Consider the following 15,904-nt stretch of genomic DNA (forward strand, 5'->3'; position numbering starts at 1 on the left):
CACAAAGCAAAAAGCGCCTCTCATAAAGGCGCTTCTAGCTCATCATTCGCTTTATACCGTCAAATATTTGCGTATGACCTCATCATCCAGCGACTCCAAGCCGCCCTCCCACGCAATCGCCCCTTTTTCCAGCACGTAGAAGTAGTCTCCTACACTCTTAACGAAATCCAGGCTTTGCTCCACCAGCAAAATAGCCGTCTTGCCATCCGCTTTAATTGAGCGAATAACATCCCTAATATCATCGACAATGGAGGGCTGAATCCCCTCACAAGGCTCATCAAGCAGCAATACTTGAGGCCTTGAAGTTAACGCCCTCGCGAAGGCGAGCTGCTGCTGCTGTCCGCCGCTGAGATCGCCGCCGCGGCGCGTATACATTGCCGGCAGCACAGGAAACTTCGCAATAGCCTCTTCTGGAATAGAAGATAATTTCGACTTTGAAGCCTCAAGGCCAAGCAGCAAATTTTCATAAACGGATAGTTGAGCAAATATTTCGCGTCCTTGCGGTACATAGCCGATTCCGCTTTTAGCCCGCAGTCCCGGCGCTTTCTTCGTTAAATCCGAGCCATTATAAGTAACAGAACCCTCTCGCGCCTTCAGCAGCCCCATAATGCTTTTCATAAGCGTTGTTTTGCCTACGCCATTCCGCCCGAGCAGACATACAACCTGCCCTTGCTTCACTTTCAGCGACACATCACGTAAAATAATGCTTTCACCATAACCAGCCTCAAGCTGTTGAACGGCTAACATCGGCATCCCGCCTTTTCCCCAAGTACACTTCCGCCACGCGGTCATCTCGTTGAATTTCATCCATCGAGCCTTCCTTCAGCAGCTTCCCTTCATGCATAACGGTAACCTTGCTCGCAAAATTACGAACAAACTCCATATCATGCTCCACGACTACAATCGACCGCATACGGGCTATCTGGTGAAGAAGCTCACCCGTTTTATCCGTCTCCTTATCGGTCATCCCCGCCACCGGCTCATCGAGCAGCAATATTTCCGGCTCTTGGAGCAGCATCATGCCAATTTCGAGCCACTGCTTCTCTCCATGCGACAGACCGCCTGCCCGCCAGCTCGATTTTTTCTGCAAACCAATCATAACGAGCTGCCCGTCAATTTTAGCCCGCTCATCCTCAACCATCTTTGCAAACAACGTCGCGAACACGGTACGTTTCTGACGCATCGCGATTTCCAAATTCTCAGCAACCGTCATCGAAGGGAATATCGAAGGAGCTTGAAATTTACGACCGATGCCAAGCTCAGCAATTTGATGCTCTTTCTTTTTCGTTATATCTATCTTCCCGAATGTGACACGTCCCGCTGTAGGCCTTACTTTCCCACAAATCACATCCAGAATTGTCGTTTTGCCGGCTCCATTTGGCCCAATGAGGAAACGAAGCTCCCCTTTCTCAAGCTTTAGGTTCATGCCTTGGACCGCTTTAAAGCCATCGAACTCAACAGTCACATCATCACACAGCAGGATTGCGGACTCCTTCATGCTTCGGCTCCCTCCCTTTTTTGCGTAATTTCAATTGGCCAACTAAGCCAGCAACACCTTTAGGCATAAATACGACCACGACCACAAACAGCAGCCCCATAAAGAATAACCAGCCCTGCGGATAAGCGGTACTGAACTCACTTTTAGCCCAGTTCATGAGGATAGCGCCGAGTGCGGCTCCAACCAGCGTTCCACGTCCGCCAATCGCTACCCAAAGAACCATTTCAATCGAAGGCACAATTCCGAGCATCGACGGTGAAATAATACCGACGTGGAGTACAAACAGCATGCCCGCTATACCTGCAATGCCAGCAGAAATCGTAAATACGACCATTTGATAAATTGCCGGATTGTAGCCGATGAACCGTACCCGGTTCTCGCCATCGCGAATCGCGCGAAGCACCTTTCCGAAGCGGCTGCCGATGACGTAACGGCAAAAGACGAAGATAGCAATGAGAGCAATGACGGTAATATAGTAAAGCACGCGCTTCGTCTCAGGAGAACCTATAGAGAAGCCCAGTACGGTGGAGTAGCCTGTTATCCCATTTGTACCGCCTGTAAAAGCTTGCTGACCAATGAGCAGTGTCGTCGTAATAATAACGAGCGCTTGCGTCAAGATCGTGAAGTAAACGCCGCGAATTCGGTTGCGGAACGTGACGTAACCAAGCACAAGCGCGAGCAGCGCAGGTATGGCAATTCCCATCGCTACCGCAAACCAGAAGCTCTGAAATGGCTGCCAGAAAAGAGGAAGCTCCTTAAGACCGCTCCAGCCCATGAAATCCGGCGGCCTTCCTCCGCTTGCCTCCAGCTTCAAATACATCGCCATAGCGTAGGCGCCTAAGCCAAAGAAAATGCCATGCCCTAAACTTAAAATGCCAGTGTAGCCCCATATCAGATCAAGCCCTAATGCTACTATGGCAAAGGCTAGAAATTTCGCTAACAAATTGAGCCGAAAATCACTTATAAATAGCGGAGCGGAGAACAGCGCTGCCGCTGCTGCTGCATAGCCAATTAAGATCCAAATCCGCGCAGGAGTAAACTTTTGCAAGCGCATAAGCGTTCCACCTTTCTTTTCCCTAGTCAAGCGACCGCGAACGCATGGCAACGAGTCCCATAGGCTTCCATTGGAGGAAAGCAACTATACAGACAAACACTAGCACCTTGCCAAGCGAAGCATTCGTCCAATACTCAAACAACGTATTAAACATTCCAATCCCTGTTGCCCCGAGCACCGTCCCAACCAGCTTGCCGACTCCGCCAAGCACGACGACCATAAAGGCATCAACGATATAATAAGTGCCAAGGGACGGACCGATAGGACCAAGGAGCGTTAACGCACAGCCGGCAATGCCGGCAATACCCGAGCCGATAGCGAAAGTCATCGCATCCACTCGTCTTGTCGAAACGCCAAGGCATGCAGCCATATCGCGATTTTGCATCACTGCCCGCATCCTTCTGCCTTCATGGCTGCGGTAAATATAGAAATACATAGCAACTAAACAAGCGATGACGAGTCCGATGATGAATAACCTTTTGTAAGGAAGCAATGTTCCATCCATAATCTTCAAGCCGCCATTTAGCCATGCCGGGCTTGTGACTGCAACGTTTGGCGCCCCAAAAATAGATCTTGCTAGCTGCTGCAGCACGAGACCCACACCCCAAGTGGCGAGCAAGCTATCAAGCGGCCGTCCATATAGAAAGCGAATCAGCGACATTTCGAGAATGAGACCAATGATAAATGCAACGATAAAGCTGACCGGAATAGCCAATACAAAATACCAATCAAACATCGATTTCGGCAAATAATCATGAAACACATTTTGCGTCAAATACGTGGAGTACGCACCGATCATAATTAACTCACCATGCGCCATATTGATGACCTTCATCAAGCCAAACGTAATCGCAAGCCCCAAAGCAACCAGCAATAAAATGGAGCTGATGCTTAAACCATTAAATAGCTGCAGCAGAAACACTTCCATATGACCGCTCCTCTCTAGCGTAAACGGCTGTCGCCTTCCTCTGTCACAAAAAAAGCAGAAGGGAGCATTCGAAGCGATCGAATACTCCCCCATTAATTGCTGTGTATTAGACCATTGTTTGCTTATGGATTATTGCGTTGGTTGAATGCTAGCTGCCCAGTCGTAGCCTTTGAGATACGGATCCGGCTTAACCGCTTCACCTGAGTTCCACAGCTCCTTGAATTGGCCGTCCGCTTGCACTTCGCCAATACGAACCGTTTTATAAATATGCTGAGTAGCGCCGTCGATTTTCACTTTTCCTTCTGGAGCATCCCACTCCAGCTCTTTGGCTGCTTCCTTTACTTTATCTACGTCCGTGGAGCCTGCTTTCTCGACCGCCTTTGCCCACAAGTAGACCGCTGTATAGCCGGCTTCGATAGGGTCCGCTGTTACACGCTCATCACCGTATTTCTTTTTGTAGTTTTCGACGAATGTTTTGTTAGCTGGCGTATCCGTTGTTTGATAATAGTTCCACGCCGCCAAATGGCCTTCCAGCACATCGACGCCAATACCGCGGATCTCTTCTTCTGCAACCGATACTGACAAAGTAGTCAAATCTTTAGCTGTAATGCCTGCATCCTTCAATTGCTTGAAGAACGCAACGTTGCTGTCACCGTTAAGTGTGTTGTATACGACATCTGGTTTAGCTTCTTTGATCTTACTGATTAGCGTGCTGTAATCTGTATGGCCTAGCGGCGTGTATTCTTCTCCAACCAGTTCGCCGCCTTCAGCCTTCAACTGTTCTTTTATTACGAGGTTTGCGGTACGAGGGAATACATAGTCCGATCCGAGTAAGTAAAATTTCTTGCCGCGGTTTTCAAGCAGCCACGAAACAGATGGAACGATTTGTTGGTTTGTCGTAGCGCCTGTATAAAAAATATTCGGAGAGGATTCAAGACCTTCATATTGCACCGGATACCACAGCAGGCCATTTAACTCTTCGAATACCGGCTTCATTGCTTTCCGGCTTGCGGAAGTCCATCCACCAAATACGGTAGCCACTTTATCTTCGGAAATAAGCTTGCGAGCCTTCTCAGCGAAGGTCGGCCAATCCGAAGCGCCGTCTTCAAGTACAGGTACAATCTTTTTACCTAAAACGCCGCCTGCAGCATTAATTTCATCGATAGCCATCATTTCAGCATCGATAACCGATACCTCACTAATTGCCATGGTGCCGCTCTGTGAGTGCAATATTCCCACTTTTATTTCCCCGTCTGCTCCCGATCCGGCATTGGCAGCATTCGTAGGTTTATCTTTTTCCCCATTCGTAGATGCTGGTTTGTTGTTGTTTGCGCCACAACCTGTCAATACGATCGTTAAAGCTACAAACATAAGGCCAAATGAATAAAACATTCTCTTTTTCATCTTCCCACTCCCCATCGCTTCATATTTGTCTCTATATTTCCGAACATTTACATGGATTTAACTTCCATTGTTCGTGCTTTTATTATAGATTGGGAATTAAGTTAATGTCAATATAGTTAACACTAATTTTTTCAAGGGATACATTCATACTTAAAAATGGTCAATTAGGGGCAATTTATTCGCATTTATGTTAGGTATAATGACACTTGTTTGTCGATTTACTTTTTTTATGTACGGAAGGTTGATTGTATGACATTTTTATTCACATAAAAAACCCAACCTAAGGCAAATGCCTTAAGTTGGGTTAACTTGTTTAAATTCATATATTATTTTTTATTTTCTTCTGCTCTTGCAATAAGCATGTCTACAATTAGATCGACTTGTCCGCTTATAGCAATAGGATCATAACGATAGAATGTATTAAAATCATTTTCAAAATATTGATTGTTTTTCACGGCGTCTAAGCTTTTCCAAACCGCTAAGTCTGTCTGCTGCTTAATCGCCTCACCCTTCTTCTCCGGGTCATAGACGGTCATAAACATATAATCGGCCGAATACTCAGGAAGTGCTTCTTTAGACAGCTGGAAAAAGCCGTCGTTAGCATCCACTTGCTTTTTAATCGATTCAGGAATTTTTAGACCCAGTGCATTATATACCGCTTGACCCGATCTGCCCGAATTTTCGCCAAACATCCATATTTCTCCTTTATCGGTAAGCTCAAAAATGCCGACTGTCGTATTTTCATCGACAACACCTTTCAGCTTCTCGCGGCCCGCTTTTGGCTTCACGCAGCAAATATTGATTTGTGTTCAGCATACAATCCATCCTTACTCAGCATAGTTTCAGAAAAAGACCCCTTAACCGGTGAATGGTTAAAGGGTCTGACATGTTTGTTTTGCACTTATTTCGTTGCAGGTGCTTCTGTAGCAGGAGCATCTGTAGCTGGAGCATCCGTAGCCGGCGTTTCTTCACCAGCAGGAGCATCACTAGCAGGAGCATCACTAGCAGGAGTATCACTTGCTTTTGGAAGCTTAATGACGATTTCTTGCTTAGGAAGCTCGTCTGTCATATATTTGTTCATTTTCTCAGAAGCAACTGTACCTTTTACTGATTCTTTATCTGCATCAGTTAATTTATCAAATGCTGGCGTATCACGTTTCTCAACAAGGATAACATGGTAGCCAAAATCTGTTTTCACAGGCTCGCCAATAACGCCAATCTCTTGTTTATAAGCAGCTTGTTTAAATTCTTCTACCCATTGACCATTCTTCTTGTCCGCATATAGACCGCCTGCGTCCTTCGAGCCTGGATCGTCGGAGTATTCTTTGGCAAGGGCAGCCCAGTCTCCGCCTGCTGCCAGCTTGTCTTTCACTTCTTTAGCACGAGCCAATGCTTCTGCATCCGTGCGAATCTCTTTTTCTTCTTGTGTAGTTGGATCCGTTGTTTTGGTTGATACCAAGATGTGGCGAACAGAAACGGTTGCATAGTTAATACCGTTCTTTTCATATTCTGCTTTCATTTCTTCCTCAGTTACTTGAGCGTTCATATGAGCTACAAGCTTGGAAGTCATAAGCAAATAGTTTTCCATATCTTTGTCTTTCAATTTCTTAGCATCTACAGCAGCTTTCAATTCGGCATCTTGGGAAAGCGCCGTTTTATACTGCTTCATTTGTTCTTTTACTTCTGTTTCAGCCTTTTTAACGTCTTCCTTAGAAGCCTGGCCGCTTAAAATTTTGTAGGAAATATACTGCTGGAGCAGCTGCTCCTTAAATTGCGGAATTTCAATAACTTGCGCATACGCTGGCTGCATAACCGTAAATACATCCAAATACTTGTTGAATTCCTTGTCTGTCACATTGCCGCCTTTATAGGTTGCAACTTCTGTTTCCTTCGCGCCGCCGCATGCCGCCATCGTCAAGACCAGCACGACTGCCACGATAAGCAGCGCGCCTTTGCGCCATGCCGATTTGCGTGAACTGTGTAACATGTTGAATCCCCTTTCATATTGAGAACTTGATAGTATTGTATCAGAAAAGGGGCGTATAAAGCGAATCTTGTCTATGTTGTCGCATCTTGCAATTCGTCTTTATAAAGGAGAACATCCTTGTACGCTTGCAAAAATTGTTCAATCATATGAATTTTCTGCTCCATATTCAATCCCTTGCCGCGCAGCAAAATACTTGGGTTTGGCTCCTGCTCGCTGCCCTGCTTAAAGCGGTTCTCATGCTTCAGACAAAGCTGATCCACCTTCTTACGGTCAATCCTCCGCTTCTCGCTAGCAGCGTAACGAAGCAGCAGATCATCACCTTTGCCGCTGAGCTGTTCAATACCATACATCGTGCCATACACTTTTAATCTAGCCACTGCGAGCAAATTGCTTACTGCTTGCGGTAAATCGCCAAAACGATCCACAAGCTCATCAATCACATCATCTGCCTCTTCGAACGTTCGGATAGCAGCCACTTTTTTATAGATCTCAATTTTTTGGATGCTGTCATAAATGTAATCCGAAGGCAAATAAGCATCTACGCTAATATCAATAAGCATGCTAACTGGCTTCTCTTCTTTTATTTCTTCGCCGCTCATCTCCGCTTTACGCTTCGCGATCTCATCAGCCAGCATTTGCGAATACATGTCGAAGCCTACCGAGGCAATAAAGCCATGCTGCTCCGCCCCAAGCAGGTTGCCCGCTCCACGAATCGATAGATCGCGCATTGCGATTTTGAAGCCTGAGCCGAGCTCAGTAAATTCTTTGATGGATTGCAGACGCTTCTCCGCAACCTCCGTAAGCACCTTATCCCGTTGATACGTGAAATACGCGTATGCAATACGATTCGAACGACCAACGCGGCCGCGCAGCTGATACAGCTGCGAGAGTCCCATTTTGTCAGCATCATGCACAATAAGCGTATTCACGTTCGGAATATCGACGCCTGTCTCAATAATGCTGGTGCTTACCAGAACATCGGATTCGCCATCGAGGAAATCAAGGATGGTCTTCTCCAGCTCCTGCTCTGACATTTGCCCATGGCCGACCGCAACTCTAGCACCTGGTACAAGCGCGTTGATTTGCTCCGCCATCTGGTAGATGCCTTGAACACGGTTATACAAGTAATAGACTTGGCCTCCACGTGCCAGCTCGCGCTCTATCGACTCCCGTACGAGGGACGGGCTGTATTCCACCACATAGGTTTGCACAGGGAAACGATTTTCCGGCGGCGTTTCAATAACAGACAAGTCCCGCACGCCAAGCATCGACATATGAAGCGTTCTTGGAATCGGTGTCGCAGTCAGCGTAAGCACGTCGACATTAGTTTTCAGCTTCTTCAGCTTTTCCTTATGCGATACGCCAAAACGCTGTTCCTCATCCACGATCAGAAGGCCGAGCGACTTGAAAATAATATCCTGCGACAGCAGTCGATGCGTCCCAATAACGACATCTACTGTTCCCGCCTTCAGGCCCTTCATCGTTTCATTCTGCTCCTTGCGTGAACGGAAACGGCTGAGCACCTGAACGTTAATCGGATAACCTGCAAAACGCTCGCGGAATGTCTCATAATGCTGCTGCGCCAAAATAGTCGTCGGAACTAGCACCGCTACCTGTTTGCTGTCCATTGCTGATTTGAAGGCAGCACGAATGGCGACCTCGGTTTTTCCGTAACCGACGTCTCCGCATAACAGCCTATCCATCGGCTGGGTTTTCTCCATGTCCTTCTTAATCTCTTCGATCGCTCTGAGCTGGTCACGCGTCTCGTCATAAGGGAACATCGCTTCGAACTCATTCTGATACGACGTATCTTGTCCAAAAGCGTACCCCGGTGCCGTCTGCCGCTCCGCATACAGCTTGATCAAATCATCAGCAATATCCTGAACGGATGCTTTTACTTTGCTCTTCGCCCGTGTCCATTCACTGCCGCCAAGTTTATTGACCTTAGGCTCTTTATCTTCATTGCCGACGTACTTCTGAATCATATCTACTTGCTCGATTGGAACAGACAGCTTATCGCCGCCAGCATAGAGAATATGCAAATAATCTTTATGAATACCTGCTATTTCAAGCGTGCCAATGCCTACATACTTGCCTATACCATGATTATGGTGAACGACATAGTCGCCGACCTTAAGCTCTGTATAGCTCTTAATACGCTCGGCATTATCAACTTTTTTATCCATTTTCCGGGCTTTGCGCTGCTTCTGGGAGAACATCTCGCCTTCAGTAATAATGACAAGGTGAGAGGATGGCAGCTCAAAACCGGACTGCAAATTACCTTCTAGCAGAGTAGGCGTCTCAATGCTATAGTCGTCAAGAACTCGGCGCATGCGTTCCATGCGCTCTGCATTGCCGGCAAGCATCATTACTGTGGCACCCGTCTTGCGCCAACGTTCCATTTCTGCCTTCAGCACATTCATTTGCCCATGAAAATTTTGCATCGAGCGGCTTGTCATGTTCAATATATTTTGCGGCTGCGAATGCGGGATTTGCCTTAAGAATAAGGACAAGAACAGCGTTGGAAACGGACGGTGATGCAAAATCTCCTCTGTATCGCGGGCAAGAGCAAGATCCGGAAGCGACTTGCCGTTTTGCAGCAAATGCATGGACCATTCCGCTTCATCCCGCTCCAATTGCTTCGCTGTCTCTATTAAACGCGTTGGCTCGTCTAGTATGAGCAGCGTGTCAGCTGGCATATAGTCAAGAATCGTTTGACGCTCTGGGTATAACAACGAAATATATTTATAAATTTCCGGAAAATAAACATGCTCACGCAGCCTTTCAATCTCTCCGCCCAGCTCCGTGCGAAGTCGATCCTTGGCTGTACGATCTGTCATCTTATCGAGCTGCTTCTCCAGCAGCCGCTGCGCATGATTTGCCGCAGTCTCCATACGGTGTCCGTCTGCGAGTAGCTCTTGGCATGGCGGAACCACATAAGATTCCAATCGATCCAAAGAACGTTGATCTGCTGGATCGAAGGTACGTATGGAATCAACGTCATCGCCAAACCATTCGATCCGGTACGCTTGTGAAGCCGTAAGCGGATAGAAGTCAACAATCCCGCCGCGCACGCTCATATCGCCACGCAATTCTACGCGGTCAGCCCGTGTATAGCCAAGAGCGGTCATTTGCCGCAGAAAAGCATCTATCGGCAGTGATTGGCCAACTTGAACCTCTACTTGCGCTTCAGCCATAACACTGCTTATAGGCAAATAACGCCGAACGCCGGAGAAGGGCACGACAACAATCCCGCGATAGCCTTGGGACAGCTTGATCAGCACATCCATTCGCTGCGCAAGCGTCTCAGGACTCGAGATCGCCGCTTCTGCAGCTACCAGCTCATTTGCGGGATATAATAATACATTTTCTGACGAAAGACATTCCTGCAAGTCCTCCGCAATCTTCTGCGCAGAGAACATGTTATGCGTCACAACAAGCATAGGACGCTCTACATCCTCCCGCAGCGCTGCAATGAGCACTTGTCTGGAAGAGCCTGCGAGGCCAGATATCATCTGCTCACGCATGCCTTTACGAATACCGGATATAACGGACTGAACGTCCGTATCCGCGGCAAAAGCATTAATTAAAGCTTTCAACTTTTGCGACACCCCGTTTCTTTACACAATCGGAGAGTGATACGATCGCTCCCTGTACATTGAAAATAAGCCTCAGCCATCTGCTAAGGCTCATACTATTCACTTTCCGTCATTGAAGAGGACTAGTTACCAAATGAAGCTCTGGGTTCGCATCAATCGCCTCGCGGCAATAATCACAGACCACTTTTACCGTTACATCCCCATTTGGGTCATACGCTATTATATCGCTGCGTTCTTCGGGGGTCAAGAAATGGAAGCCCAGTTGATGCTCCGTTATATTTGACCCGCTAAGCGACCCCATCGATGTTCTGCAGTGCCGACAAATATAGTTTACTGCCATATGTATGCCTCCTGAAGGGTAGTTATATCCTTCAGTATGCCCTCATAATCAATTTCTAACAGATTATCGGTTAAACTTTGCCATTGTCTCCTCGAAAGGCGCCTTCAATCTAAACTCAATAGCATCACAAGCGTCAGCAACCATAGCAGACAATTTCTCATGCTCGCTCTTCGGAAAAGTGGAGAGCACATAGTCCGCAATGTTCATGCCTGGCTGAGGGCGCGAAATGCCCATCCGAACACGGTCAAAAGTTTGCGTGCCCAAATGCTGAATCAATGATTTGATTCCGTTATGCCCGCCCGCACTTCCTTGATAGCGAAGGCGAAGCTTGCCGATCTCCGTATCCAAATCATCATAAACGATTAAGCCATCCTGGACCTCAGCCTTAAAGTAATCTAGAAATGATCTTACTGACTCTCCAGACAAATTCATATATGTCATCGGCTTAATAAGGACAACCTTCGTGCCTTGTACGTTGCCTTCTCCGATTAATGCCTTGCATTTATTTTGCGTTACACTAATGCCCCAGCGCCTTGCAAGCTCATCAATAACCATAAATCCGACATTATGCCGGGTTCCTTGATAAGCAGCACCGGGATTGCCAAGTCCTGCAATCCACCTCATTGCTCACTCCACTCCTTTACGGACAAATGTAACATAATCTATTACAAGCGTAAACATCGGAAGCCGTTCTGCGTCAGAACTTTCATTCTATTTTTCCCAAAAAGCAAACAACGCCGCCCTGATGAAGGACGGCGCCTGAATATGCTCGGTACTGCGTGGTATACGTAATTTTTCAAAAGAGATTCTACAGGCTCTTAACGCCCTCAAGCTTCGCTTCGTTGGAGCGTGACTCTGCTTCTGTAAGCTCCACTGCAGCAGCCTCTGCTTCCTCTTCTGTAAGCTCTTTTTGCGGCGCAAGAATCGTTGCAACTACCTGCTCAGGCTCGGCTAGTAATTCCACGCCGCTCGGCAGCTTCAAATCGCTTACGAGTATGCTTCCGCCAATCTCCAGCGACGATATGTCGACGGAAATAGAATCAGGAATACTGCCCGGCAAGCATTGCACCTCAAGCTCATGCAAAATCAACTGCAAGATACCGCCCTCACGCACACCTTGAGAATCGCCTTCTGCATGAATACGAACGTTCGCCCGCACATTCTCGTTCATATTAATTTGATGGAAATCAACGTGCAGCACTTGCCTGCTCAAAGAATCACGTTGCACCTCTGCGATCATAACGGAGGTTTTTCCATGGGATGGAATATTAATTTCAAGCACCGCATTCGGCTGAGAACGCAGCAAAGCCTGCAGTTCCTTACTATCCACCATGACTTGTGCTGCATCATTCAACTGTTTACCATAAATAACGCCCGGTATTTTCCCTTGGAGCCGCAATTGGCGCAACTCACCTTTCGTCGTGCCAGTTCGTTGATCCGCGTTCATAGCTATCGCCATATTGATTACCTCCCAAAAGTTTTGTGAAGCAAAACTTGCTTCGTAAGCATACGCTTAGGTTTTGTGAAGCAAAAACTCGCTTCTGTTTTGATTTCCCTATAACTTACCCACTACAGCCAAAAATTAAACTTTAAACGACATTTGCATAAAAAAAGATGCAGCAACGAATTCATCCTCTGAATTCGTCACTGCATCCCCTATATCAACCATTTGGTATTATGATTGTTTCTTTTCTTTTTTTGCTTTTGCACGTCCACGGATCTTATCCGCATAACCTGATTTGTTCACTTGGCGCTCGCGTGCGATCGCAAGATCACCAGCAGGTACATCATGCGTAACCGTAGAGCCGGCAACAACATATGCGCCATCACCAATTTTCAATGGTGCAATCAAATTGACATTGCTGCCGATGAAGGCATTATCGCCGATTTCCGTTACAAATTTATTGTAACCGTCATAATTGACCGTTATGGCGCCGCAGCCGATATTAACGTCTTTGCCAACCTTAGCGTCACCAACGTAGCTTAGATGCGATACTTTGCTGCCATCATCAAGTGATGCGTTTTTGAGCTCCACAAAGTCACCTACTTTGCAGCCAACGCCAAGCTTCGAGCCTGGACGCAAATTAGCGTATGGCCCCACAGCGCTTGTATCGCCAATTACCGATTCAGAAACAACTGAATATTTAATCGCGACGCCGTTGCCGATCGTACTGTCCGCAATATCAGCTTGAGGACCGATAACACAATCTTCTCCGATAATTGTTGACCCGCGAAGCACTGTACCTGGATATATGACGGTGTCAGATCCGATCTGAACACCCGCTTCGATATAAGTTGAGGACGCATCAATCAAAGTGACGCCGCCAAGCAGATGATTGCGGTTAATTCGATCGCGCATAAAACGCTCTGCCTCAGCAAGCGCCACGCGGTCATTCACGCCTATGGCTTCTGACACATCTGTCGTGCAGTAGCCTTGAACGGATTCGCCCGCTTCACGGAATATTCCGATAACATCCGTCAAATAATACTCGCCTTGTGCGTTATTACTCGTTACCTTAGCAAGCGCAGCGAACAGCTTCTCATTGTCGAAGCAATATGTGCCTGTATTAATTTCTTTAACTGCCGCTTCTTCAGCTGAGCAGTCCTTTTGTTCAACAATCCGCTGTACAGTGCCATCTTCGCCACGAATAACGCGGCCATAGCCTGTAGGATCGTCAAAAGCGGCTGTCAGCACCGTTGCAGCAGCTCCGCTCGAATGATGCAGCTCAAGCATGGCTTCAATTGTCGATGCTTGCACAAGCGGAGTATCGCCGCAAATCACAATCGTCGTACCTTTCTCGCCGCCGAGAAGAGCTTCCGCTTGCAGCACCGCATGACCGGTACCGAGCTGCTGCTCCTGTAAGACGTATTCAGCGCCATCGCCTAAATACGATTTAACCTTTTCAGCTCCGTGGCCTACAATAACGACCGCGCGCTCCGCAGCCGCTTCCTTCACAACATCAAGCACATGGCCTACCATCGGCTTGCCGCACACCGGATGCAGCACCTTATATAACTTCGATTTCATACGCTTACCCTGTCCTGCAGCAAGCACAATCGCCATAACCTTCAAATGAAAGACCCCCTAGACCTGCAATAAATGATTATTTTAGTATAGCTTTATAAGTGTAAAAAAAGTGCTATCTTCATCAGCAAACGCTGAAAGCTGCAATGATTCAAGTCGTACATCCTATTCCATTATACGAATATGTTGCTCGATTTCCAAGTGTATGGAATCGCTGCCTGTCATTCTACACTACAACCTATTCGTTTCATAGTAAAAAGATAAGTCGCACGTAATCACATGCTCAGCAATCACCTCTCGCAAAAAAAAGAGAAGAGAGCCATGGCTCTCTTCTCCAATCAACCCCAAAAACATAAAATGCAGTGCTTTAAGCTCCTTCTTCAATCGCAACTTCTTCTGCTGCGCGCTCGTATTCAGCGAGAACAGCAGCCTGGATTTTCTCCCGGGTGGTTGAAGAGATCGGATGAGCGATATCCCGAAATTCTCCATCCGGAGTACGTTTGCTTGGCATTGCAACGAACATACCATTGTTTCCATCGATGACACGAATATCGTGAACAACGAATTCATTATCAATAGTAATGGATGCGATTGCCTTCATACGCCCTTCGGAATTTACACGGCGGAGTCTGACATCAGTAATTTGCACTTGTGTTCACCACCTTTGTCTATCAGAGACTTGGTGTATACTTCCACGTTTTTGTGCCAATTCCTTCTACATTTTTGGTAAAATCATACTCAATTTAAAATATTTTTTTTATTTTGAATCTTTTTCGTTTTCATTCGACAATTGTCGATGCAATGACCTCTATTTCGACAAGAACATCCTTTGGCAGCCTTGCGACCTCCACGGCCGAACGAGCCGGTTTATGCTCTCCGAAGTAAGAGGAGTAAATGCCATTTACCGTTGCAAATTGATTCATATCTTTCATAAATACGGTCGCTTTTACGACATCTTGAAAGCTGGCACCTGCAGCAGCAAGCACGGCCTCCAAATTTCTAAACACCTGATGCGTTTGTTCCTCAATGCCGCCATCAACAAGCTGCCCAGCCGCATCGAGCGGAATTTGTCCTGAAGTGAACAATAATCCTCCGAGCTTAATCGCTTGCGAATAAGGTCCGATCGCTGCAGGAGCTTTGTCCGTTGCAATCACTTGCATTTGTTGCTTTGTTGTCATGATGGTCCCAGCCTTCCTAACAAGATGTAATAAGCTCTCATTTACACGTATCTATTCTTTAAAATAGTTGCCTGGAATTACCGTCGTTTGTTTTGTCTTCATATCAACAGCCGTCAGTTTAGCTAGTGAGACATAGTCCTCAAGAAGCCGTTCCTCGAGTTCTACCTCGCCTGACTCAACAAATACGCCAACGCCTGCGACGATAGCTTTAAATTCAAACAGCAAATCCATCATGCCTTGGATCGTTCCGCCTGCCTTCATAAAGTCATCGATAATAAGAACGCGGGATTGCTCCTTAAGCGCTCTGCGTGCGAGTGACATCGTCTGAATCCGCTTGGTTGATCCTGATACATAGTTGATACTCACTGCAGAGCCTTCCGTTACCTTATTGTCACGCCGTACAATAACAACCGGAATATTCAAGCACGCAGCTGTTGCGTAAGCTAGAGGTATTCCTTTTGTCTCAACGGTCATAATGACGTCGATCTTCCGGTCTGCGAACGCAGTTGCAAACATTCTGCCGACATCCGCGAGAAGCTCTGGTTGGCCTAACATATCCGTTATATACAAATAACCGCCGGGAAGGACCCTTTCAGGCTGCTCTAACTGGCGGCATATGCTTGTCATAATGGTAAGAGCCGTCGTTGCTTGCATCTTAGGCGTATATCTTACTCCGCCTGCTGCTCCTGCAAGTGTATGAAGCTCGCCGATACCTTCTTCCTCAAACACTTCTTTTATGATCGCCAGGTCCTCACTAATTGAAGACTTTGCCGATTGATATCGATCAGCAAATGCTGTCAGTGAAATTAACGTGTGGGGTCGACTTAACAGGTATTGGGTCATCTCTACCAACCGCGAGCTCCGTTTCAACTTTTTCAAACACATCTCCCC

14 protein-coding genes and 1 pseudogene are annotated in these 15,904 nt (G+C 46.9%); all 15 read right to left on the minus strand.

Annotation, left to right across the window (positions count from 1 at the left end; translation table 11 throughout):
* Nucleotides 1-51: 51 nt before the first annotated feature.
* A complete protein-coding gene (gene urtE / locus AB4Z50_RS30445; protein WP_441885260.1) occupies nucleotides 52-747 on the minus strand; it encodes an urea ABC transporter ATP-binding subunit UrtE in 696 nt (231 codons plus the stop codon).
* On the minus strand, nucleotides 725-1,498 hold the full coding sequence (gene urtD / locus AB4Z50_RS30450) for an urea ABC transporter ATP-binding protein UrtD (RefSeq protein ID WP_441885262.1): 774 nt from the start codon (nucleotides 1,496-1,498) through the stop codon (nucleotides 725-727). The genes urtE and urtD overlap by 23 nt, the downstream gene beginning before the upstream one ends.
* On the minus strand, nucleotides 1,470-2,552 hold the full coding sequence (urtC, locus tag AB4Z50_RS30455) for an urea ABC transporter permease subunit UrtC (protein ID WP_441885264.1): 1,083 nt from the start codon (nucleotides 2,550-2,552) through the stop codon (nucleotides 1,470-1,472). The genes urtD and urtC overlap by 29 nt, the downstream gene beginning before the upstream one ends.
* Nucleotides 2,553-2,574: 22 nt before the next feature.
* Nucleotides 2,575-3,480: an urea ABC transporter permease subunit UrtB gene (urtB, locus tag AB4Z50_RS30460; protein WP_339205875.1), complete on the minus strand. Its 906-nt coding sequence runs from the start codon at nucleotides 3,478-3,480 to the stop codon at nucleotides 2,575-2,577.
* 129 nt (nucleotides 3,481-3,609) lie between these two features.
* The gene (gene urtA, locus AB4Z50_RS30465; RefSeq protein WP_441885266.1) at nucleotides 3,610-4,884 is read right to left on the minus strand and encodes an urea ABC transporter substrate-binding protein; all 1,275 of its coding nucleotides are present in this window, start codon (nucleotides 4,882-4,884) and stop codon (nucleotides 3,610-3,612) included.
* A 326-nt stretch (nucleotides 4,885-5,210) separates the two neighbouring features.
* Nucleotides 5,211-5,669, minus strand: a pseudogene (locus AB4Z50_RS30470) (iron(3+)-hydroxamate-binding protein yxeB); the annotation flags it as partial.
* A gap of 116 nt (nucleotides 5,670-5,785) precedes the next feature.
* Nucleotides 5,786-6,871, minus strand: a complete 1,086-nt coding sequence (locus tag AB4Z50_RS30475) for a foldase protein PrsA (protein WP_441885268.1) — start codon at nucleotides 6,869-6,871, stop codon at nucleotides 5,786-5,788.
* A gap of 71 nt (nucleotides 6,872-6,942) precedes the next feature.
* Nucleotides 6,943-10,470 (minus strand): transcription-repair coupling factor, encoded by a 3,528-nt coding sequence (gene mfd, locus AB4Z50_RS30480; protein WP_076271279.1) that lies wholly within the window; start codon nucleotides 10,468-10,470, stop codon nucleotides 6,943-6,945.
* 109 nt (nucleotides 10,471-10,579) lie between these two features.
* The gene (locus tag AB4Z50_RS30485; protein WP_339205871.1) at nucleotides 10,580-10,810 is read right to left on the minus strand and encodes an anti-sigma-F factor Fin family protein; all 231 of its coding nucleotides are present in this window, start codon (nucleotides 10,808-10,810) and stop codon (nucleotides 10,580-10,582) included.
* Nucleotides 10,811-10,873: 63 nt separating this feature from the next.
* Entirely contained in the window at nucleotides 10,874-11,434 is a 561-nt protein-coding gene (gene pth, locus AB4Z50_RS30490; protein ID WP_076271325.1) for an aminoacyl-tRNA hydrolase, read from the minus strand.
* A gap of 184 nt (nucleotides 11,435-11,618) precedes the next feature.
* Complete coding sequence (locus tag AB4Z50_RS30495) at nucleotides 11,619-12,269, minus strand: 50S ribosomal protein L25/general stress protein Ctc (protein ID WP_441885271.1); 651 nt, start codon at nucleotides 12,267-12,269, stop codon at nucleotides 11,619-11,621.
* Nucleotides 12,270-12,485: 216 nt separating this feature from the next.
* Nucleotides 12,486-13,883, minus strand: coding sequence for a bifunctional UDP-N-acetylglucosamine diphosphorylase/glucosamine-1-phosphate N-acetyltransferase GlmU (gene glmU, locus AB4Z50_RS30500; RefSeq protein ID WP_339205866.1), 1,398 nt, complete (start codon nucleotides 13,881-13,883; stop codon nucleotides 12,486-12,488).
* Between the two features lie 319 nt (nucleotides 13,884-14,202).
* Nucleotides 14,203-14,484: a septation regulator SpoVG gene (gene spoVG, locus AB4Z50_RS30505; RefSeq protein ID WP_028609566.1), complete on the minus strand. Its 282-nt coding sequence runs from the start codon at nucleotides 14,482-14,484 to the stop codon at nucleotides 14,203-14,205.
* Between the two features lie 130 nt (nucleotides 14,485-14,614).
* Complete coding sequence (locus AB4Z50_RS30510) at nucleotides 14,615-15,013, minus strand: RidA family protein (protein ID WP_305953918.1); 399 nt, start codon at nucleotides 15,011-15,013, stop codon at nucleotides 14,615-14,617.
* Nucleotides 15,014-15,064: 51 nt separating this feature from the next.
* Complete coding sequence (purR, locus tag AB4Z50_RS30515) at nucleotides 15,065-15,892, minus strand: pur operon repressor (RefSeq protein WP_441885275.1); 828 nt, start codon at nucleotides 15,890-15,892, stop codon at nucleotides 15,065-15,067.
* Nucleotides 15,893-15,904: the final 12 nt, after the last annotated feature.

The sequence above is a fragment of the Paenibacillus sp. 2TAB26 genome (assembly GCF_052115145.1).
In the GTDB taxonomy this organism is placed as follows: domain Bacteria; phylum Bacillota; class Bacilli; order Paenibacillales; family Paenibacillaceae; genus Pristimantibacillus.